The 19849-nt window shown below is 40.4% G+C and carries 21 protein-coding genes and 2 pseudogenes; 10 read left to right on the top strand and 13 right to left on the bottom strand.

All coding sequences use genetic code 11. The annotated features are described in order from the left end of the window. Nucleotides 1-12 precede the first annotated feature (12 nt). Complete coding sequence (locus tag FC093_RS17940) at nucleotides 13-1452, top strand: efflux transporter outer membrane subunit (protein WP_137263189.1); 1440 nt, start codon at nucleotides 13-15, stop codon at nucleotides 1450-1452. Between the two features lie 108 nt (nucleotides 1453-1560). Here the strand turns inward: FC093_RS17940 and FC093_RS24425 are convergent, their stop codons facing one another. The 3 genes from FC093_RS24425 to FC093_RS24415 are packed head-to-tail and all read right to left on the bottom strand — an operon-like array spanning nucleotide 1561 to nucleotide 2456. After that, complete coding sequence (locus FC093_RS24425; RefSeq protein WP_262711033.1) at nucleotides 1561-1713, bottom strand: helix-turn-helix domain-containing protein; 153 nt, start codon at nucleotides 1711-1713, stop codon at nucleotides 1561-1563. An 18-nt stretch (nucleotides 1714-1731) separates the two neighbouring features. Beyond that, entirely contained in the window at nucleotides 1732-2283 is a 552-nt protein-coding gene (locus FC093_RS24420) for a helix-turn-helix domain-containing protein (protein WP_262711032.1), read from the bottom strand. An 11-nt stretch (nucleotides 2284-2294) separates the two neighbouring features. Continuing rightward, complete coding sequence (locus FC093_RS24415; protein ID WP_262711031.1) at nucleotides 2295-2456, bottom strand: hypothetical protein; 162 nt, start codon at nucleotides 2454-2456, stop codon at nucleotides 2295-2297. A 188-nt stretch (nucleotides 2457-2644) separates the two neighbouring features. On the opposite strand from FC093_RS24415, the pseudogene FC093_RS24675 reads away from it, so the two are divergent. The 5 genes and pseudogenes from FC093_RS24675 (at nucleotide 2645) to FC093_RS17915 (ending at nucleotide 5278) form a co-directional block, all read left to right on the top strand. Continuing rightward, nucleotides 2645-3244, top strand: a pseudogene (locus FC093_RS24675) (aldo/keto reductase). Between the two features lie 61 nt (nucleotides 3245-3305). Beyond that, on the top strand, nucleotides 3306-3752 hold the full coding sequence (locus FC093_RS24410) for an aldo/keto reductase (RefSeq protein WP_262711030.1): 447 nt from the start codon (nucleotides 3306-3308) through the stop codon (nucleotides 3750-3752). Further along, nucleotides 3665-4123, top strand: a complete 459-nt coding sequence (locus FC093_RS24405) for an aldo/keto reductase (RefSeq protein ID WP_317129054.1) — start codon at nucleotides 3665-3667, stop codon at nucleotides 4121-4123. Before FC093_RS24410 ends, FC093_RS24405 begins: the two co-directional genes overlap by 88 nt. 143 nt (nucleotides 4124-4266) lie before the next feature. Further along, nucleotides 4267-4725 carry a cupin domain-containing protein gene (locus tag FC093_RS17920; RefSeq protein WP_137263188.1) on the top strand — a complete coding sequence of 153 codons (459 nt, stop codon included), beginning with the start codon at nucleotides 4267-4269 and terminating at the stop codon, nucleotides 4723-4725. A gap of 85 nt (nucleotides 4726-4810) precedes the next feature. Further along, a complete protein-coding gene (locus FC093_RS17915; protein WP_240743353.1) occupies nucleotides 4811-5278 on the top strand; it encodes a molybdopterin cofactor-binding domain-containing protein in 468 nt (155 codons plus the stop codon). 416 nt (nucleotides 5279-5694) lie between these two features. Here FC093_RS17915 and FC093_RS17910 read toward each other — a convergent pair whose 3' ends face one another. Next, complete coding sequence (locus tag FC093_RS17910) at nucleotides 5695-6756, bottom strand: sterol desaturase family protein (protein ID WP_137263187.1); 1062 nt, start codon at nucleotides 6754-6756, stop codon at nucleotides 5695-5697. Nucleotides 6757-7204: 448 nt separating this feature from the next. Between FC093_RS17910 and FC093_RS17905 the strand changes: the two genes are divergently transcribed. Beyond that, nucleotides 7205-8455 carry a multidrug effflux MFS transporter gene (locus FC093_RS17905; protein ID WP_137263186.1) on the top strand — a complete coding sequence of 417 codons (1251 nt, stop codon included), beginning with the start codon at nucleotides 7205-7207 and terminating at the stop codon, nucleotides 8453-8455. 345 nt (nucleotides 8456-8800) lie between these two features. On the opposite strand, the gene FC093_RS17900 is transcribed toward FC093_RS17905, so the two are convergent. The 9 genes and pseudogenes from FC093_RS17900 to FC093_RS17860 all read right to left on the bottom strand — a co-directional run bounded on the left by FC093_RS17900 (nucleotide 8801) and on the right by FC093_RS17860 (nucleotide 16446). After that, nucleotides 8801-10045 (bottom strand): hypothetical protein, encoded by a 1245-nt coding sequence (locus FC093_RS17900; protein ID WP_137263185.1) that lies wholly within the window; start codon nucleotides 10043-10045, stop codon nucleotides 8801-8803. Nucleotides 10046-10102: 57 nt separating this feature from the next. Continuing rightward, entirely contained in the window at nucleotides 10103-10438 is a 336-nt protein-coding gene (locus FC093_RS17895; RefSeq protein WP_137263184.1) for a potassium transporter KefB, read from the bottom strand. A gap of 169 nt (nucleotides 10439-10607) precedes the next feature. Next, nucleotides 10608-10907 (bottom strand): winged helix-turn-helix domain-containing protein, encoded by a 300-nt coding sequence (locus tag FC093_RS17890; protein ID WP_137263183.1) that lies wholly within the window; start codon nucleotides 10905-10907, stop codon nucleotides 10608-10610. After that, nucleotides 10904-11530, bottom strand: a complete 627-nt coding sequence (locus FC093_RS17885; protein WP_137263182.1) for a hypothetical protein — start codon at nucleotides 11528-11530, stop codon at nucleotides 10904-10906. The genes FC093_RS17890 and FC093_RS17885 overlap by 4 nt, the downstream gene beginning before the upstream one ends. A gap of 365 nt (nucleotides 11531-11895) precedes the next feature. Continuing rightward, nucleotides 11896-12118 (bottom strand): annotated as a pseudogene (locus FC093_RS24670) (integrase core domain-containing protein); the annotation flags it as partial. Between the two features lie 46 nt (nucleotides 12119-12164). Next, the gene (fucP, locus tag FC093_RS17875; protein ID WP_137263180.1) at nucleotides 12165-13424 is read right to left on the bottom strand and encodes an L-fucose:H+ symporter permease; all 1260 of its coding nucleotides are present in this window, start codon (nucleotides 13422-13424) and stop codon (nucleotides 12165-12167) included. A 156-nt stretch (nucleotides 13425-13580) separates the two neighbouring features. Continuing rightward, nucleotides 13581-14363, bottom strand: coding sequence for an L-fucose dehydrogenase (locus tag FC093_RS17870; RefSeq protein WP_137263179.1), 783 nt, complete (start codon nucleotides 14361-14363; stop codon nucleotides 13581-13583). Further along, complete coding sequence (locus FC093_RS17865; protein ID WP_137263178.1) at nucleotides 14341-14706, bottom strand: L-rhamnose mutarotase; 366 nt, start codon at nucleotides 14704-14706, stop codon at nucleotides 14341-14343. The genes FC093_RS17870 and FC093_RS17865 overlap by 23 nt, the downstream gene beginning before the upstream one ends. A gap of 147 nt (nucleotides 14707-14853) precedes the next feature. Further along, nucleotides 14854-16446, bottom strand: coding sequence for a S41 family peptidase (locus tag FC093_RS17860; protein ID WP_137263177.1), 1593 nt, complete (start codon nucleotides 16444-16446; stop codon nucleotides 14854-14856). A gap of 80 nt (nucleotides 16447-16526) precedes the next feature. On the opposite strand from FC093_RS17860, the gene FC093_RS17855 reads away from it, so the two are divergent. The 3 genes from FC093_RS17855 to FC093_RS17845 all read left to right on the top strand — a co-directional run bounded on the left by FC093_RS17855 (nucleotide 16527) and on the right by FC093_RS17845 (nucleotide 19810). Beyond that, the gene (locus FC093_RS17855; protein WP_137263176.1) at nucleotides 16527-17372 is read left to right on the top strand and encodes an N-acetylglucosamine kinase; all 846 of its coding nucleotides are present in this window, start codon (nucleotides 16527-16529) and stop codon (nucleotides 17370-17372) included. Nucleotides 17373-17627: 255 nt separating this feature from the next. Further along, nucleotides 17628-18446, top strand: a complete 819-nt coding sequence (gene murQ / locus FC093_RS17850; RefSeq protein ID WP_137263175.1) for an N-acetylmuramic acid 6-phosphate etherase — start codon at nucleotides 17628-17630, stop codon at nucleotides 18444-18446. A gap of 134 nt (nucleotides 18447-18580) precedes the next feature. Next, entirely contained in the window at nucleotides 18581-19810 is a 1230-nt protein-coding gene (locus tag FC093_RS17845; RefSeq protein ID WP_170971145.1) for a T9SS type A sorting domain-containing protein, read from the top strand. Nucleotides 19811-19849: the final 39 nt, after the last annotated feature.

Here is a 19849-nt window from a genome sequence, read left to right as displayed (position 1 = left end):
ATTACATACAAAATGAACGACGGACATAAACGAAATCAACTATTCCTAATACTGATAATTGCACTCTTATTTGCATCCTGTGTTACACAAAAATATCAGCAGCCAGGCGTGGCAGTAAAAGGGCAACTGTATCGCGATACGAGCTCTGGTAACGCTTCAATAGAATTGGATACTGCAGACACTGTATCTATTTCCAGCTTACCTTATACGCAATTGTTCAGTGATACGGTATTGCAAAATCTTATTGCAGAAGGTATAAGCGAAAACTTAAATTTGAAAATAGCGATTGAACGTATCAACGAAGCAAATGCCAACTTTCAACAGAGCCGGATGGCTTTTTTGCCGGGTATTGATGGTAAAGCAAACGTTTCCCGCAACAAGCAGTCTATTGCTTCACTCAATCTGCCACCCGATTTTATCGGCACATTTCCTTTAGCTATCACAGCTTATCAGGCAAGTATAAGCACCAGTTGGGAAGCGGATATCTGGGGAAAATTAAAGAGCGCAAAAAAGGCGGCTTTTGCTAATTTATTGCAAAGCGATGCAGCCAAACGTGCCATACAAACACAACTGGTTGCGGGCATTGCAAGCTATTATTATCAATTGCTTTCGTTAGACCAGCAATTGAAGATAACGGAGCAAACTTTGGAAACCCGTATTCAGGAAGTAGAAACGATGAAAGCACTAAAAGAAAGTGCCGTTGTAACGGGTGCTGCGGTTGTACAAAGCGAAGCCAATCGTTATGCTGCGGAAGTAACGATACCCGATTTGAAACGCAGTATTCGTGAAACCGAAAATGCGCTGAGTATTTTATTAGCCAGGACACCAGGCGCTATTAAACGCAGTACCTTGGAGGAGCAAACAATTTATACTGATCTGCAAACCGGCATTCCTTCTTTGCTGTTAAAAAACAGACCCGATGTGCAGCAGGCAGAACTTGCTTTCAGGGCTGCTTTTGAAAACACCAATGTAGCCCGCACTTATTTTTATCCGCAACTAACATTAACGGCTGAAGCCGGTGTTTCGTCTATAAAAATCAAAGACTTGTTTAACAGATCAATTTTTTATAACATCATAGGCGGACTTACCCAACCCATTTTTAATAACGGACAAAATAAAGCTCGTTTACGCATTGCAAAAGCGCAACAACAGGAAGCTTATTATGCCTATCAGCAATCGTTGCTGAATGCCGGCGCAGAAGTTTCCGATGCATTATATGCTTATCAAACCGCTTTAGAAAAACAGTCAAGCCGCACTCACCAGATAGAAGCTTTGGAGAAAGCGGTTGATTATACAAAAGAATTATTGCAATACAGTTCTGCCACCAATTATACCGATGTGCTTACCTCCGAACAATTTTTATTGTCAGCACAGTTGGGCAGTGTAAATGATAAGTTACAGCAACTGCAGGCAGTGGTAAATCTTTACCAGGCGTTAGGCGGTGGCTGGTGATAATTTTTATAGTTTAAATTGAAAAGGCCTGTGTCTTTTCCGATTGATATTTTACTTATTAATAGAAGGATATTTAACAATGTGCAGCACCTGTACTAAGTAAATTAATTAATTGAGCATCCTGTATTCATTCGGTGATTGCTCCACCCGTTGCTTAAATAAACGTGTAAAATGCTGCGGATATTTAAACCCTAATTCATAAGCAATTTCACTAACCGACTTATTGTAATCAAATATTCTTTCTTTCGCTACATTAATCACCTTCGATTGTATGTATTCCTATGCCGTTTTTCCTGTTTCTTTCTTTATCAGGTCACCAAAATAGCCGGGCGATAAGTTTAATTTACTTGCACACCAGACTACGGAAGGCAAGCCGTTTGTTTGAGGTTTATCTGTCTTAAAGTATTCATTCAACAAATTTTCAAACCCTTCTAAAATACCTTTGTGTGCATTGTCCCGGGTAATAAACTGGCGGTCGTAAAAACGAACACAATAATTCAAAAACAGTTCAATATTGGATACAATCAACCCTTTACTATGCTTGTCAATGGCAGGTTCCAGTTCATATTCAATTTTCGAAAAACAATCCAACACAATTTTCCGTTCCCGTTCTGATAAATGCAATGCTTCATTGGATTGATAGCTAAAAAAAGTATAATCCTGAATATGCTTTCCAAACGAAGTGCCATGTATTAAATTAGGATGAAATACCAGTGCATAACCTTTGGGCTGATACGTTTCTCCACTGCTGTTAACACCAGCAACTTGTCCGGGTGCAAGAAAAACCAAAGTACCTTCCTGGTAATCGTAAGTTTGTTTGCCATATACCAAATCACCGCATTTTACCTCTTTAAAAATATGGTGTAGAAGCCGAAATACATACGGGAACCCAACCGGGGATTTGCCTTTGATAAATCAACCACACTTACCAACGGATGAAGTGTTTCGTTATTGTTGAATTCATTGTATTCGCTGATAGTCTCAAAACGTCGCATATTATCCATATCACCATATTTTTATTCAATTCAAAATTATCACCTTGAATTCTTATTTCATTGATGAACACCTTCTAATCAGCAATAATGGTAAGTAAATCAGCAATCTGTATACCATGCAGGCAGAAAAATGCCAGGACCTTTGTATAGTGAAAAAATAAGCTATACAAAAAGTAAAATTAAATAATGGCGTTGAAATGCCCATTCTCGGATTTGGCGTTTTCCAGGTAACAGATTTAGCTGAATGTGAGAGAAGTGTTTATGAGGCCATCCAAACAGGTTACAGATTGATTGATACCGCTGCTTCTTATGGCAACGAAGAGGCAGTAGGAAAAGCCATTGGTGTAAGCAATTTTCATCCCGATAGATTGATTGATTTGACTATTCACAACGAACTTGTTCCGGCAGTTAACCAGATTGAAACCCATCTGTTCCACCAGCAAAGCCAAACGCAACAATTCCTGCAGGAAAATAAGGTGCAGATAGAATCGTGGGGACCATTCGCAGAAGGTAAGAATAATATTTTTCATAATGAGTTGCTACTGTCAATTGGAAATAAATACAACAAATCTATTGCGTAGGTTATCCGTCGATGGCTTATTCAAAGAGGTGCGGTTACCATTCCAAAATCTGTACGTAAAGAGAGAATGGAAGAGAATTTCAACATTTCCGATTTTGAACTAAGTATTGACGATATGGAAGCGATAAAAAAACTGGATACAAAAACAAGTCAATTCTTCGACCACCGCGACCCGGCGATGGTAAAATGGCTTGGTACCTATAAAAATGCGGATTAATAGTTTTAAAATAACAATATGCAAAAGCGGGCTGGAGGTATCAGCCCTGGGTTTGGGTTGTATGGGATTAACTTTCGGTTATGGTCCGGCAACGAATGAAGCCGATGCCATTGCCCTGATTCAAAAAGCAGTAGCGTTGGGCGTTACCTTTTTCGATACTGTAGAAGCTTACAGTCAGGGGGGTAATGAAGAATTGCTGGGCATAGCATTAAAGCCTTACAGGGATAAAGTAGTTATCACCACCAAATTTGGTTTTAAAAATGGCAACTCCAGCCAGGGATTAGATAGCAGCCCTGAAAGAATAAGAACTGTTGCAGAGACATCTTTAAAACATTTACAAACAGATGTGATTGATTTATTTTATCAGCATCGCGTTGACCCAAATATTCCAATAGAAGATGTTGCAGGAACAGTGCAGGAATTAATCAAAGAAGGAAAAGTAAAGCATTTTGGTTTATCAGAAGCAGGTGTGCAAACCATTCGCAAAGCACATGCTGTTCAACCGTAACAGCACTGCAAAGTGAATATTCACTTTGGTGGAAAGAACCCGAAAAAGAAATCATTCCAACGCTCGAAGAATTAGGAATTGGCTTTGTTCCATTTAGCCCTTTGGGTAAAGGTTTTTTAACAGGAAAGATTGATGAGCATACTTCATTTGATAAGAATGATTTTCGCAATACGGTTCCGCGCTTTTCCGCAGAAAACCGGAAAGCAAATCAAGCTTTGGTGGATTTGTTGGATAAGATTGCTAAAGAGAAAAAAGCCACGAATGCACAAATAGCATTAGCATGGCTGCTGGCACAAAAGCCGTGGATTGTTCCTATTCCAGGCACCACAAAATGCATCGGTTGCAAGAAAATGTTGGCACAGTGGATATAGAACTAAGAGAGAATGACCGCGAAGAAATTAATGATGCGGTTTCTAAAATTGAAGTTCAGGGTGCCCGTTATCCTGAACAGTTGCAAAAACTGGTAGGTCGTTAGTGCATTATGAAATAACTCAAAAACAATAAAAATACACTCATGAAAAAAGCATTGTATTTAATGATTGTATTCTGTGTTACTTTGTTTACTCTGGCGCAAGCACAGGATACATCTATTTTTCCAAAAGGTGAAATAGGTAAAAACACGGATAATTATACAGGAACTATCTGGCTCAATGAATTAAGTAAACCGGATACTGCTTTCACTTTTGGCATTGCTCAGGCAGTCTATGCGTCTGGTTCAAAATTGGATTGGCATATTCATCCCGGCGGACAAATTCTGCTTATTACGGAAGGCACCGGATACTACCAGGAGAAGGGTAAGCCGGGGCAGATTGTTCATAAAGGAGATGTCATCAAATGTCTCCCAGGTGTAGCGCATTGGCACGCAGCAGTATCAAATAGCAGTTTTGCTTATATCGCGATTTCACCTGCACAAAAAGGAAAAACAATATGGTTGCAAAAGGTAACGGATGCAGAATATAATGCAATAAAATAACATCATCCCACAACCAAATTTCTCTATGTAAAACGTATAAATTAATAACACATGAAAGCAAAAATTTTGCACTATTTTTCTCATTATGATTGTTCAATCATCTTATGCACAAGAAAGCAGCATAAATAACACACCTGAAGTAGCTGAAGTGATTGATCTGACGATGAAGGACAATAAGCCCGTTATTAAAAAAGTGTATGCTGCTGTTGACTGCGGCATGGTGATAAATCCTGATGCAGCAGCCAACATGGGCGAAGGAGCAATAGTAGATGGTATCGGAAATGCGCTGTATGGAGAAATGACATTTCAGGATGGAGCGCCACAAAAAAATAATTTTAATACCTATCGCATGGTTAGATATAGCGAAGCACCAAAGGCGATTGAGGTACATTTTGTGAAAAATGACCATGACACCGGTCTTGGTGATCCATTGTTCCCGCCCATTTTTGGTGCGCTTGCAAACGCATTGCATAAGGCAACCGGAAAGCGTTTATATGAGAAACCATTTGGAAAACAATTGCAATCCACTTCACCCGTTGTTATGCAGCAGTAAATAACTGCTATTACTTTTATGTAAGCAGCTTGCATTCAGCCACCAAAAAGATAGGTTCATTATGAAAAAAATGTTATTGATTGCCGCTATAGCAGGTGTTTTCACGTCTTGCTGAAATGGCAGTGAAAGTGCTGAGGGTCAGACAGTAATACCAATAGCATTACTACTCCACCTACGTCCGATAACACGAGTACGGTAGCTCCAATGATGGGTGACACATCAAAAACAGAAGCGGACAGTTTAAAAAGGTAAAATACTTCTAAATTTAATGGTAGCTTCTGTGAAGGCTGGTTAGTTAAGAAGTTAATAATTAAACTCCAAAAAAGTATTACATCATTTATTGGAGAACTGATTGATAATCCCGATTATTCGTCCATAAAAATGTTGGTATCAGTAAGCTCCATCCCTGATATAATCTATGCAATTACCTGGGCAACCGAAGGCTCGGCACCGTCCAATACCGGTGTTTCCCGTGCTTCCTCTGCAATTTCAGGTCGTGGATTTTGAAAGTATTCTTTTTTAACCTTACTGGCGGTTTTATGATCGCCGGTATGGCTCCAGCCCGGAGGCATAATAAGATAAAGGAATTTATTTTTAATGCCGGGTGCTTTACGTATGTCTTTGATCAATGCGCCGAACTCACCAAAATATGCATCGAGAAAGCTGTTGGGTGCCATTTCTCTGGTGATGCCATAAGTAATGGGTACTGTCTTTTCCTGCAACTGGTAGGTGCCAAAAACACGATCCCAGATATTGAGCAGGTTGCAGAAATTGGTATCCATATACAATGGGTTCTTGGCATGGTGTACACGGTGATGCATGGGCGTGAGAATGAATTTATGCAGCGGACCGAGCTTGCCATCGCGCATCATGTGCTCGCCAATGTGTATAAAGCCACCCCAAACACCATCAATAAACATAATAAGGAACAGCATGGGCGGCGGTACACCAAGAAGAATACAAACGGTGGTCCGGATAAAGTCGGCATAAGGCCCTTCGAGGAAAAAGTGGGCGTAAGAAACGGATAGGTTCATTGCTTCCGGTGCATGATGGGTGGAGTGTAAACACCAGAACAAGCGCACTTTATGCCCGAGATAATGGTAAATAAAATGACCAAACTCCCACACAATATAGCCGTAAATGAACCAGTACCAGGTAAACGAGATTTTGATAATCGCGTATTTTTCGAACAGTCCGATACACACTACAACAAGCCCGATAGACAAAAACCGTCCTATAAAGGCATTGAGCACATAAGAGAAGAAAGGTATTTTATAATCAATGGCTCTGAACTTTCTAAAGATCAATGCTTTCATGATCTCCAGAAACAGCAGAACCGGAAATAATGGCGCAATAATCCAGGTAAGTCCGTCGAGCGAGAGTAGCGAGCTATAGTCGCCTGAATGAACAACATCCAAAATATGTCTGATACCAAAAAAACCGACAAACCAATCCTGAACGTCTTTTAAAAACTCCATGATGCAAAGTTATTAGTTAAACAAAGTATTGGCTATGAACAGAAAGGATGATGGCAAGCCAATAGTGGAGCGAATTTAAGCAATATCCTTATTTATAAAAAGTATGATAATATTTATTAAGAAAATTATTGTATTTTCCTAACACTACATGTGCTAAAACATGGGCATGCACAAATTCCTCCTCTCCGTAAAAACATCCGGCAGGATGGAGCGGACACTTATTGAAAAGGATAAATTGTATAGCCCAGGTGGTTCTACCCGAAAAAGGGTGTTGAATGAATACATAGCTCATACCGCCCTATTCGTTTTGCACAGGCTCATTTAAGATCTGTTGCTGTTATCATGGCATTTAACTTTAACCCGCATAATTATTTGAAAGCTATATTTTGTTAGGTAATCATTTAAAAGCGGTAAATACTGCGAAGTACCTTTGCGGTATTTATATACTATGAACAACACCGGCGCCAAAAAATACTTTCATCTCATTATTATATTGGGTCTGCTCACCGCCATTGGTCCTTTTTCTATTGATATGTACCTGCCTGCTTTTCCGGATATTGCGAAAAGTCTGCATACATCCGTAGCACAGGTTATGTTATCACTCTCCAGTTTTTTTATAGGTATTTCGGTGGGGCAATTGGTCTATGGCCCGCTGCTGGAGCGGTTTGGCAGAAAAAAGCCGATGTACACCGGTCTTTTCATCTACCTTCTTGCCTCCGTAGGTTGTGCTATGGCTACATCGGTACATGCGTTAATTATCTTCCGGCTTTTGCAGGCTTTTGGTGGCTGTGCGGGTATGGTGGCGGCAAGGGCTATCGTGCGGGATATATTTGAAGTGAAACAAAATGCCAAAATATTTTCTACGCTAATGCTGGTAGTGGCGGTATCGCCGATTATTGCCCCCACCGTAGGTGGTTATATTACTGCTGCATTTGGCTGGCGGTATGTGTTTGCAATACTCATTATTATAAACCTCCTCATCCTTGCCGGCGTATATTTTTTGTTGCCCGAAAGCAGAAAACCTGATCCCTATTTTTCATTGAAGCCCGGTGCTATTCTCAGCAATTTTACAGGCATTCTTAAGCATCCGCAGTTTTACACCTATACGTTAACGGGCGCTATTGCCTATGCTGGTTTATATGCTTATATCAGCGGGTCGCCCTATGTTTTTATGGAGCTATTTAAGGTAAACGAAAAACAATACGGGTGGATATTTGCACTGATTTCTATAGGTGTGATTGGCTCCAGCCAGGTCAATAATCTGGCATTAAGAAAGTATTCCAGTGAGCAAATCATAAAAGCAGCAACCTGCTGTCAAAGTATCATCGGAATCATATTGGCTGCCATCACCTTCTTAGGTTTAAACGGACTATTTATTACCATCCTGCTCATTTTTTTATTTTTGTGTGGACAAGGCTTTATTTTTCCAAATGCATCTGCACTTTCTTTAGCGCCTTTTGGCAATACTGCGGGCAGCGCTTCCGCGTTGATGGGCGCTATTCAAATGGGTATTGGTGCAGGCGCTTCGGCACTTGTAAGTGTGTTGCAAAACGGCACTCCACTGCCTATGGCTGGCGTAATGGCTTGCTGCGCAATAACGGCGTTTGCTGTTTTCTGTGGAGGAAGAAAATTGATTATTCATCGTGCCAAAACAAGAGCCATGGCAGAAGAAGATATGGAAATGATCAGTACAATATGAGCATTGGGCAACCATCGCAATGCTAATCCATTTTCAACAGCAACTCTAATAATGAAATACCCTATAATTAATACATTTTGCTACAATATCAGAAGATTGTCTGTCGGTTGAAGTTTTTAGAGAATATTTAAAAATGATGGTTTGAACCACAGACCTGCCGCAGGCTAATTCATTAAGCTGAATGTTAGTAATTTCCGTTGTAAAAAACAGCTTTTTACAAAAAGCAAATAAAAGAAGCAGGACTATGCGTTATGTTAATTTATCGCTTTTGCAAGTTGATTCATCCATAAAGCACCCATGCGGCGTAGGCAACATAGCAACCGACATTGCTGTTGACCTGCTGCTTTATTTAAACCCAAACAAAAACGGAAATAGAAAGGTGACAATCGTAACCCAAATGCAGTAAAAGGGCAGGTAGGAGGAAATGACTTTTCCAACCCTGGTTATATCAGCCTTCTTTGTAAGAACCCCAAAAAGTTGCACAGTTACTAATAAAAGATTTACCAGAATCAACACATTGCCTCCCAAAACTGCAGCCCTGTTTGGCGTAATTCCCCATGCTGAAATCCGGAATAAAATGGCAGACAACGCGATGCCACTAACAATGATAGTTACAACAGATAGCAAAAAAAGCACCCAGATTTCCGGCCGGCTTTTAGTTGTTGTAGCTGTTTCGGCAACAGAGAAGAAAATGATAGCCATCACCCCAACTAATAGTGCATTAAAAATTAGTAAAAACTCGCGGTCGTTGTAAGGGTCTTTACCCGAATATACCATTGCTACGAGGTAAATTACCAGCATCACCAATACCAGCGGACTGAATATTTTAGCAATTACCGGCGAAACTTTACCTACCAGTTGCGGGTTGGTCTGCGTAAGATAGGTGCCTAAAACAGGCGCAGCAGGAAGCCCAAAAACAACAACATTCTCAAAATAAAATTGCTCAATGTTAAAGCCTATCAATGAGAAAAGACCAATGGTTATACCGGTCATAATTGCGCCTGCTATCAGGATGAGCGTGGTCATAACTATCAGGTCGCCGTTGTATTTTAAAAAGCTAAGGCGTTTTTCAACATCATTTTTGGTTTCACCAACAAAAGTAAAACCTAATACACACCATAGAAATAAGAGTAAATGAATGCACGATAAAAGCAAGGTGTCGCTCTGCTGAACATCAGGAAGGGAGTTGATAAAAATTAAACCAATGAGTATTGTACCAACTATAAAAGCAATTTTGGCGGCTGGTAATTTATTTTTCCAGGCAAAGTAAGCCGATAGCGCCGGAAAAATGATAAAACCAATATTTCTGGGATAGAAAAACGCTTCGTTTATATGTAGAATTGCCGGCAGCTTTGCAATTGCACCCGCCAGGAGCGAAGCAATAATCACAAATAATAATTCCCTGCCTGTGCCCCGGTTAATTTCCTCACTTTCGTAATTCAGTCTTTCATTCCAGCAATCAGCGAGTGTGTTGCCTTTTAGCTCCGGATAGAGTGTACTGAACTCCCTTTTAAAAACCATCTTGTTCGTCCGGTACATCTTTTCAAGTTGCCTGGGGTCGTTTAGATGGGTGAGTATTTCGTCTTTCATTTGTTTTTATTTTAAAGCGGTTTGGTCAAGTTTTTACTTCTGATCAGCTAAGGTTTTTTAATTCCACAACGTGCCATTTAATCCTAAAACAAATCCAAGCCACAGTCCGATAATGAATACTACCAGGCTTAGTATAATAGCCAGTGTTTTATTAAAACTGCCTTTTGAACTCAGATAGTTCATGAAGTAAAAAAACAGCCCTCCCGTTGCACCTGCAAACGGAACGATGATCAGCGGTTTAAGCATCCATAGCTTTCCCCATTCTGGTTTAGGCTCATCAACTCCAAATACAAATAGTGAAATAAGGATTAAACCAATCACTGCGCCTATCAACATTGGTTTACCCATTGAAATCTGTTCGGGCTGTTCTGCTGCATTGTTTTTCTGTGTCATTTTGTTTGTTTTAAGGTTATAAATTGTTTTGTTGTTTTTTCTTAAAAGAACTTTGTTTTTCAAAGTAAAAAGGCAAAAAATTTTTAGTCCTGCTCTTTCTCTTAAACTAAAAGCTGCAAATACTCATTATCCTGTTTATTGTTCTGTTGTACTGTTTTTGTATGCATAGCTATTGCTGCGATTTTATTAATTTTTCCAATGCTTTCAGGTGATCAGTAAACGCTTTTTTGCCCAATTCCGTCATAAAATATTTCGTATTTGGTTTTCTTCCAATAAACGACTTTTTTACATCAATAAAGGCTTCCTTTTCTAATGCTTTAAGGTGGCTGGCCAAGTTGCCATCGGTCACATCCAGATAGTCCTTCAATGTATTAAAATCAAGCATATCATTAACTGCCAGCACCGACATAATTCCCAGCCTGATCCTGCTTTCGAATGCTTTATGTAAATGATCGGTTACTATTTTCATCTTTCGTACCTGTAATGCATATAAATACCATATATAATATGGACCACCCCAAAACCTACAGTCCAAAACAATAATCCATACTCAACAAAGTAGGAGCTGATCAATCCTAATCCTATCTCAATAAGTCCTAAGCTTTTCACTTCTTCATAAGTGAATTTACCGGCATTGTATAACGCCAGCCCATAAAATAATAACGTAAATGGAGCAATAAGGCCAATCAATCCTTTAGAGGTCAAAATAAGGATCAGCAGACCGCCTGCGATAAGTGGAATTGCCATATGGATGAGCAGCCGCCTGGCAGTAGGATTCCAAAGTTTTTCACCCCTTTTATGAGCCTTTTTAAAGGAAAGAAAAATAGCCGTACCTATAGCTAATATCAATATTATAATGGCTAATAAAACAACCTTGAATAAATCAGCGTATAAGCTTTCTGGTTTCACGATACTGTAAACGATTTTATCGGGATTAAAATTAAAAAACCTATAAGCAATATAGGCGCCAGCCAAGGCATAAACACCTGCCATAATACCAGCCAAACCGGAGAGCGACAGAAATTTAGAAGAACGTTCCATGAGGGAGCGCATTTCCGCTATATCCCGGATATAATCTTGTTCTACTTTCATTTAAAAGTACTTTGAATTACAAAGTAAATAAATAAATATGAAATAATCCAACTCTTTTTTGATTAACGGCTTAAATATTTGCATCTTTTTGAAATACCTGATAATGTGGAGGTATTGTATGTGTTGTAGGATTGGCTTCCTCCCTAATTTCGGGCATGCAAAAAGTAGAGATTCCGGGCTTATTACAGCGCTTAAATCTGCTCTTTGAAATATCGTTTTTTCTGATGCTGCTGATGTTTATTCTATAGCTGCAAAAAATGCTTCAATGAGCAGAAGCCCGGCAAGGGCTCAGGTTTTCTTTTCTGTTTCTAATGCCTGGCATCTTTCCACTACCTGTGCCGGTATTAAGCCCACTAAAGAAGTATGGGTCTGAAGTTCTTATACTCTGCTATCCAGGCATTGATCTTTTCATAGGCATCTTCCAGTGATAAGAATCATTTGATGTTCCGACACTCGTCCCGGAATAAACCATTGAATGATTCTACAAACAGGTTATCTGTAGATTTATTTGGTCTTGAATAGTCCAAAGTTACCCCTTTATCATATGCCCGTTTGCCGAAATCTTTTGGATATAAACTCAGTTCCATTACCCAAACGCTATTTACTTCTGTTCTCTGCGGTAAAAAAGAAATAATTATTTCACTTTATACCCTTTCCATCCATACCACGCAACAAGCGCAAAGCAAAACAGCGGAATCAGGTAAGCATTAGGAGTATAAGCTGTTTTATCGGCAATAAAGCCCATCACATACGGCATAATCGCTCCACCGGCTATAGACATGACCAGAAAAGAAGAACCTTTTTTAGTATGATGCCCTAAGTCCTTTACTCCCAAAGCAAAAATGGTAGGAAACATAATGGACTCAAAAAAGAAAATAGCCATTAATGCATACACAGAAAAAATACCTTTTAAATACACAACTACAACACACAAAACAATATTGATGAGTGCATAAACCGTTAGCAATTTATTAGGTGCGAATTTCTTCATCAATGCCGAGCCGGTAAAACGTCCGATGGTAAACAGTAGTAAGCTGGTACCTAATAGCTTAGATGCTGTCTGGGCATTAATAGTGCGGTCTGCTTCAATGCAATAATTAATAAATAAGGCTGCGATACCTACCTGTGCACCAACGTAAAAAAACTGTGCAGCTACCGACCAGATAAAGTGCCTGTGTGCTGCCAATGGTTTAATGTCCTGGTCAATACTGGAAACAATAGTGCTTTCCTTTATTTCGGGTAAGTGGGTGCGCCAAAACAAGATAGCAAACAACGATACCACAATGCCAATCACCACATATACAATTTGTACGCTACCTAATTGCGAACTGCCTGTAGATCCTTCACCTTCACTAAAAAACAGATAGCCACCTACCAGCGGACCTAAGAAAGCGCCCACACCATTAAAGCTTTGCGATAAGTTCAATCGGAATTCAGATAATTCCGGCTTACCCAAAACAGTAGAGTAGGGGTTGGCAGCCGTTTCTAAAAAAGTAAGTCCGGATGCCAATATTAAAAATGCACCCAGGAAGAAGTTGAATTTGGAATCGTTTGCAATATCGGAAGCAGCAAAAAGATAAAACAAAAATGCGCCTGTTGCAAAAAGCGATAAGCCTACAATGATGCCACGCTTGTAGCCAAATTTATTCATAAACAAACCGGCGGGCAAAGCCACTAAAAAATAGGCACCGAAGTAAGCAGCCTGCAGCAAAGTAGAGCGGGCTTTAGATACGTTCATAGTATCCTGGAAATGCTTGTTAAGCACATCGAGCAGCCCATAAGAAAATCCCCACAAAAAGAATAAGCAGGTAACTAAAATAAAAGGAAACAAATAGCTTTTAGTACCTTGTTCAGAAGCAGCAATCGTTGATTGCGAAGTAGTAGCTAATGCCATGAATCTGATTTATATGGTAAGCAACAATAGTGGTGAATGGTGAGTGGCTGGTTGTGTGTATTTAGTGGTGAGGGGTGAAAACAGTGTTGTTTTATAAAACACTTTTATGTTCACCTTTTTATTTTTCCCAAACTCACAACCGACCACTCACAACTTTTATGTCAGCGACCTATCGAGGTGTGTATAGCCGCCATCTACAAAAATAACTTGCCCGGTAGTGTGCGACGATACATCACTCAATAAAAATACAACAGTATTCGCAATTTCTTCGGGGGTGGTAAAACGTTTGCCCAGTGGAATGCGCGATACAATTTGTTGCAGCTTTTCTTCGGGGCTGGGCTGCTTTTGTATCCAGGTTTCGTATTGCGGTGTGCTTACTTCTGCTGGTATTACGGTATTCACCCGCAAGCCATATGGCAACAACTCGGCAGCCCATTCTCTCGCCAGTGCATTAATAGCGCCTTTGCTCGCCGCATAGCCCGAAGTATTGCCTTGCCCGGTTACAGATACTTTAGAACCAATATTTACAATACATCCGTTTGTTTTTTTCAAGTGGGGCAAAGCATAGTGCGCCATAGCAAAATAATGCACTAAGCTTACATCCAGCGAGCGGTTAAAACTTTCTACAGTGCCATTTTCCAAACTTACGCCATCATTCACGCCGGCATTATTTACCAGCCCGTCTATACGGCCGTAAGCAGCAATCACTGCATCAATCACCGCTTTGCAATCCCTTTCATTGGTGAGTTCAGCCTGCACGGCCATTGCCTGTCTCCCGGCTTGTTGTAGTTGCTGCAGCAATGTTTCATTTTGCGTAGTATTCCTATCTGCAATCACCGCAATGCCTTCTTCTGCAGCTATCAGTTTGCAAATGGCTGCACCAATACCGCTGGCGCCACCCGTTACCACAAATACTTTATTTTGCAGGTGTAGGTTCATGCTGGTGTGGTTGGGGTAAAGAAAATATTTTTTCCATCAGCACCCATTTTTCATTCTCTTTTGCCCAGGGTAGCGGCTGCTGAAATTTCCAGGTTAGTGTTTCCCATTCCTGCACATTGGGGTTGGCTGCATCCATCGCCGCTTTTTTATCGAATGAGAAACTATCATCCGCTTCTATAATCATGAACAGGCGGTTGCCGGTACGATAAATATCCATCACATTAATACCTGCACTCGTGATGCTATCAATGATTTCTTTCGAGACGTGCTGATGGCGCTGCTCATATTCAGCAATTAAATCTGCATCATCTTTCAGATCTAAGGCAAGGCAATATCTGACCATTATTTTATACGATTTTATGGGTTAGATTAATTGCTTTGAACCGCGAAGACTTGAGGAAAATAAGCTACTCAAAAAGACTTATTTGTCTTATAAACTCTTAGTGGTTCAATGCTGTTTCTATCAACGAACAACTGTGGTCTGTCAATGCTATTGCAACACCGCCAGTGCTTTTTCCACCATCGGGTCTTTTGGATTTGTTACTACAAAATATCCCTCTGTTCTAAACATCTGCCGGGCAAGATAAGCAGACAATTTTTTTAATACATCTTGTTTCACTGTTTCCGAAACATTGCTCAGATTGATGCGATCGTGCTGTGCAAAATTGACCAGTTGTTGCCAGTCATTATTATCAGGACGATATTGATTGGTGAGCTGTTGCGGCGTTTTAATACTTTGCAGCGTGCTTTTATGATCCATGTAATAATGATACACAAAGTTGCTGAGCGTTCCCTTGTAAAATAAATCTACTACCGGTTGTGGTTGTGCAGTTGTATCAAAAGGTATAAAGATATCCGGCGTAATGCCGCCACCACCATACACCAGATGCCCGCCCGGTGTTTTAAATGCTTGTGTGGTTGGCTTGGTGGTATCGCCAATTACTACTTCGCCATTGTGAAAGCGTTGTATCAGTTCTTCTTCGTAAGCTTCTTTGCCTTTGTTGTAAGGCTTTTGAATATTGCGGCCTAAAGGTGTATAATAGCGCGCCACTGTTAAACGCAAAGCACCACCATCTGTTAAGTTGTATTGCTGCTGCACCAAGCCTTTGCCAAAGGTGCGGCGACCAATAATGGTGGCCCGGTCCCAATCCTGTAAAGCACCTGCCAATATCTCGCTTGCCGATGCAGAGGTTTCATCCACCAAGACTACCAGTTCTCCCTTCTCAAATAAACCTTCGCGCTTGCAGCGGTACTCGGTTTTGGGCACATTGGTACCTTGTGTGTATACAATCAATTTGTTATCATCCAAAAATTCATCAGCTATACTCACTGCCTCGTTTAAAAAACCACCACCATTGCCGCGCAGGTCTAATATGAGTTTTTGGATGTGTTGTTGCTGCAGTTTTTTAAGAGCGTCTAAAAATTCTTCGTAAGTAGTTTCTGCAAATTTATTGATGCGGATAAAGCCGGTTTGCGGTGCAATTACATAGCTCACATCTACCGAAGGAACGGGTATCGTGCCACGCTCGATGGTCAGTTTTTTTTGCTGCCCGTTGCGGAGCACCGTAACATTCACATCGGTACCGCCCTCACCACGCAACAGATTGCGTATTTTATCGGGTTTGATATTTACTCCGGCAATGGAGATAGTGTCATACACTGCCAGCATTTTATCACCTATTTCCATGCCTGCCTCGTCGGATGGCCCGCCCGCTATTACATTTACTACATTTACCGTATCGTCAAATATCTGAAACTCTATTCCAATACCCTGAAAATTGCCCTGCAAATCTTCGTTTACATTCTGCAGTTCCGAAGGCGGAATATAAACACTATGCGGATCGAGATGCGCCAGCATTTCATTAATAGCATCAGCCTTTAAACTATCCGTCCCTACTTTATCTACATATTTATTTTTGATAAGCGAGAGGATTTCCGGCAACACACTGCTGCTGATATTGTTTTGGAAAAAAGAATTTGCAACCGCTGTTTTCGCGCGCATCTGGTAGCCGATCACCATCCCCACTGTCATTACAATGGCAAACAGCAATGGCAACCATACCTGAAATTTTTTACTTCCCATAAATCTTCGTTCTTTGTATCTTAATATACGATGCGCGAATATCTGCAATACTTTATTTAAGATAAATAAAATTTTGATACATGGCCATAACGCTGATAGCCGACAGTGGCGCTACTAAATGTGAGTGGCGATTGGTACGTGATGGTGAAATACAAACCATCATCACTGCCGGCATAAGTCCTTATTTTTTATCAAAGGAAAAAATTGCAGCTGTTTTGCAGGCGGAATTGCTGGCAAACATGCCCAAAGTAATAGTAAGCAAAGTAGCTTTTTACGGTACAGGATTGGGCAATACCGATAATTTGAAATTGATGAAAGCCGTTTTACAAAAAACATTTCCGGCTGCAACGGTGGAAGTAACACACGATTTGATGGCTGCCGTACATGCTACAGTTGGCAGGGCAAAAGGTGTGGTGGCAATATTGGGAACGGGCAGCAATTCATGCTATTATAATGGTAAAAAAATAGTAAAAAACAGCCCGGGTTTAGGCTATGTATTGGGCGATGAAGGCAGTGGTGCTTATTTGGGTAAAAAAGTAATTCAATATTATTTATACAACACCTTTGATGAAGACCTGCGTGCCCGTTTTGATGCTACTTTTACCGTTACAGCAAAAGATATTCTGGAAAGCGTTTATACCAAACCTTTGCCCAGCCGTTACTTGGCATCGTATGCCATTTTTTTGGCGCAAAACCGCGGGCATTATATGATTGAAAATATTTTGGAAGATGGATTAAACGATTTCTTTTTTCAGCATTTATGCAAATACACTGAAAGCTGGAAAATGCCTATTCATTTTGTGGGCAGTATTGCTTATGGTTTTAAAGATATATTGCAACAGCTATGCAATGCGTACGAGTTTGAGTTGGGAAAAGTGGCGCAAAGCCCAATGGAAGGTTTGCTGAAATATTATGGAGTGGGTTGAGCGTTATCACAAAAATGCCGCAATAATGGAACTATGAAGACTCGAATACATATAAAGTATGTTTCTTGTAATTTCATTGTTTTAAAATTTTGTAATTCTATTAAAATGTGATGAATTACAAAGTATAATCCTTGCCTCTGTGTAGAAGTGCTGTTGATGCTGGAGTTTAAAAATGTATTTGCTTAATCACTCAATTATTGCCACAGCTTATGAAACAATTAATAACTTATCCAATAAACAACAGAACCAAACAAAATGGCTAACGATTTTATCAGAACTACCGAGCAGCCTTCGCCTTACCGGCATTTGGAAAAAATGACGGTGAAAGAACTGATAACCAACATTAATAATGAAGATAAAACCGTACCTTTTGCCGTAGAAAAAGCGCTGCCGCAAATAGAAAAATTAATAACAGAAATCACAGATAAAATGCTCGCGGGCGGGCGCTTGTTTTACATCGGTGCAGGCACCAGTGGGCGGCTTGGTATTTTAGATGCAAGCGAATGTCCGCCCACCTATGGCGTACCGTACGATATGGTTATCGGTATTATTGCTGGTGGCAACACCGCCATTATTAAAGCTGTAGAAAATGCAGAAGATGATACGGAGCAAGGCTTTAAAGATCTGCAGGAATATAAAATATCTCCAAAAGATGTGGTGGTGGGCATAGCCGCCAGTGGCACCACGCCGTATGTAATTGGAGCTTTAAGAAAATGTAAAGAAAACGGTATTACTACCGGCTGCATTACCTGCAATGCCGGCAGCCCGCTGGCAGCAGCAGCCGATTTTCCCGTGGAAGTAATCACCGGTCCCGAATTTGTAACCGGCAGCACGCGTATGAAAAGCGGTACGGCGCAAAAACTGGTACTCAATATGATTTCTACTACAGTAATGATACAACTGGGCAGAGTAGAGGACAACCGCATGGTAAATATGATGCTTACCAATGAAAAATTGATTGACCGCGGCACCCGCATGTTGATGCAACAATTGGATATGTACGATTACGAAAAGGCAAAAGCAATGTTAATGCAATATGGAAGTGTAAAAAAAGCTGCAAGTCGGCTTAAATAGAGCTTATTTTAAATGTATAATAAATCTATTATGTTCAAAGGAGACTATCTTTGCGCCAAATAAAAAAAGCTTAGATGCAAATGCCTTACTTGACAAAATATTATACTAACTTGCTTACTGTAAAAACTGTTTTTATGAAAAGACCTATACTCTTGCTATCCCTTGCTGTCTCGTTTGTAACCATTCTTCCGCAGGCGCAGGCGCAAAAAAATACTGCTTTTGCTATTACCGGAGAAGTTAAAGGAAACCTCAACTGGACTGTTTTGCGCGAAGTGAATTTAAGCAACGGCTCACTGGTACGTAATATTTATATTCCGCTTTCCCAAAAGCCAGCGCATGTAGATGCCGTTACCGGCAATGTAATAAACGCTGCTGCTAGTAATCAACCTGCTGTAGGCAGTTCGCAATCTTTAAGTGCAGCTTCGGCATATGATGCAGGGCAAAACAGGTTGTATTTTATTAGCCTTTTTGGCAACGAATTGCAGTACATTGATCTTAACCAGCGCGAGCTGAAAATATTTCATGTAGAAAACCAACACGTAAAACAGTTTGTATCGCGTCCCGGAGAGGCAGATAATATTACCCGTATGGCCTTTGGCTCCGATGGCTACGGCTATGCATTAACCAACGGTGGCAATCATTTGATTCGTTTTTCTACCGGCAAAAACATCCATATTACGGATTTGGGCAGCCTGAAAGATGGGAAAAATAACGGCGATATCAGCGTGCATACGCAGGCTGAAAGCTGGGGTGGCGATATGGTGGCAGATGATGGTGGTAATCTTTATTTATTTACTATTGCAGGACATGTATTTAAAATTAACCCGGCAAACATGACAGCAGATTTCCTTGGTACTATCAAAAACCTGCCAGCGCCTTACAGTGTAAATGCTGCTGCCGTTGATGAAAACGGGCAGATAGTGGTAAGCAGTTCGTTAGATGCCAATAATTACTATCGTGTTGATTTATCTACATTGGAAGCCAGTGCTATAGACCAGAAAGAAGAAAAAGTATTCAATGCTTCCGACTTTGCTAACGGCAATTTTATTGCATGTGGTATTAAAAAAACAGACGTACCAACAATACGGGTAAAAGAGTTTACAGGCAAATCAATAGCTGTTTATCCCAATCCGGTTAAAAACAAAACCGTGCATGTGTATTTCAACAATATTGTGCAGGGTAAAAGCACAATAGAAGTAGCAGAATTAAGCGGCAAAAAAGTTGCCGGTACAGCGGCGTATGTAAGTGTAAAAGGACAAACGCAAACCATCCAATTGCCTGCAGCCATTACTCCTGGCATGTATGTAGTTCGTGTGATAAATGCAGATAAAAGTGTATTCTCCGAGAATATAGTAGTAGAGTAACCAGTTAATAAATTCTTTGTAAATAAGAGTCCTGCTTCT

This window comes from Ilyomonas limi, assembly GCF_005233845.1.
Taxonomy (GTDB): domain Bacteria; phylum Bacteroidota; class Bacteroidia; order Chitinophagales; family Chitinophagaceae; genus Ilyomonas; species Ilyomonas limi.
Note: the sequence above shows the minus strand (reverse complement) of the source record. Positions and strands in the feature narration are given on the sequence as shown.

Bases quoted from the DNA above. Each gene is read 5' to 3' on its own strand.
- FC093_RS17920 (WP_137263188.1), top strand. From the start codon at position 4,267: ATGAAAAAAGCATTGTATTTAATGATTGTATTCTGTGTTACTTTGTTT.
- FC093_RS17940 (WP_137263189.1), top strand. From the start codon at position 13: ATGAACGACGGACATAAACGAAATCAACTATTCCTAATACTGATAATT.
- FC093_RS17860 (WP_137263177.1), bottom strand. From the start codon at position 16,446: ATGGGAAGTAAAAAATTTCAGGTATGGTTGCCATTGCTGTTTGCCATT.
- FC093_RS17910 (WP_137263187.1), bottom strand. From the start codon at position 6,756: ATGGAGTTTTTAAAAGACGTTCAGGATTGGTTTGTCGGTTTTTTTGGT.
- murQ (WP_137263175.1), top strand. From the start codon at position 17,628: ATGGCTAACGATTTTATCAGAACTACCGAGCAGCCTTCGCCTTACCGG.
- FC093_RS17885 (WP_137263182.1), bottom strand. From the start codon at position 11,530: ATGAAAGTAGAACAAGATTATATCCGGGATATAGCGGAAATGCGCTCC.
- FC093_RS17915 (WP_240743353.1), top strand. From the start codon at position 4,811: ATGATTGTTCAATCATCTTATGCACAAGAAAGCAGCATAAATAACACA.
- FC093_RS17865 (WP_137263178.1), bottom strand. From the start codon at position 14,706: ATGGTCAGATATTGCCTTGCCTTAGATCTGAAAGATGATGCAGATTTA.
- fucP (WP_137263180.1), bottom strand. From the start codon at position 13,424: ATGGCATTAGCTACTACTTCGCAATCAACGATTGCTGCTTCTGAACAA.
- FC093_RS17855 (WP_137263176.1), top strand. From the start codon at position 16,527: ATGGCCATAACGCTGATAGCCGACAGTGGCGCTACTAAATGTGAGTGG.
- FC093_RS17870 (WP_137263179.1), bottom strand. From the start codon at position 14,363: ATGAACCTACACCTGCAAAATAAAGTATTTGTGGTAACGGGTGGCGCC.
- FC093_RS17905 (WP_137263186.1), top strand. From the start codon at position 7,205: ATGAACAACACCGGCGCCAAAAAATACTTTCATCTCATTATTATATTG.
- FC093_RS17890 (WP_137263183.1), bottom strand. From the start codon at position 10,907: ATGAAAATAGTAACCGATCATTTACATAAAGCATTCGAAAGCAGGATC.
- FC093_RS17900 (WP_137263185.1), bottom strand. From the start codon at position 10,045: ATGAAAGACGAAATACTCACCCATCTAAACGACCCCAGGCAACTTGAA.
- FC093_RS17895 (WP_137263184.1), bottom strand. From the start codon at position 10,438: ATGACACAGAAAAACAATGCAGCAGAACAGCCCGAACAGATTTCAATG.
- FC093_RS24410 (WP_262711030.1), top strand. From the start codon at position 3,306: ATGGGATTAACTTTCGGTTATGGTCCGGCAACGAATGAAGCCGATGCC.
- FC093_RS17845 (WP_170971145.1), top strand. From the start codon at position 18,581: ATGAAAAGACCTATACTCTTGCTATCCCTTGCTGTCTCGTTTGTAACC.
- FC093_RS24415 (WP_262711031.1), bottom strand. From the start codon at position 2,456: ATGGATAATATGCGACGTTTTGAGACTATCAGCGAATACAATGAATTC.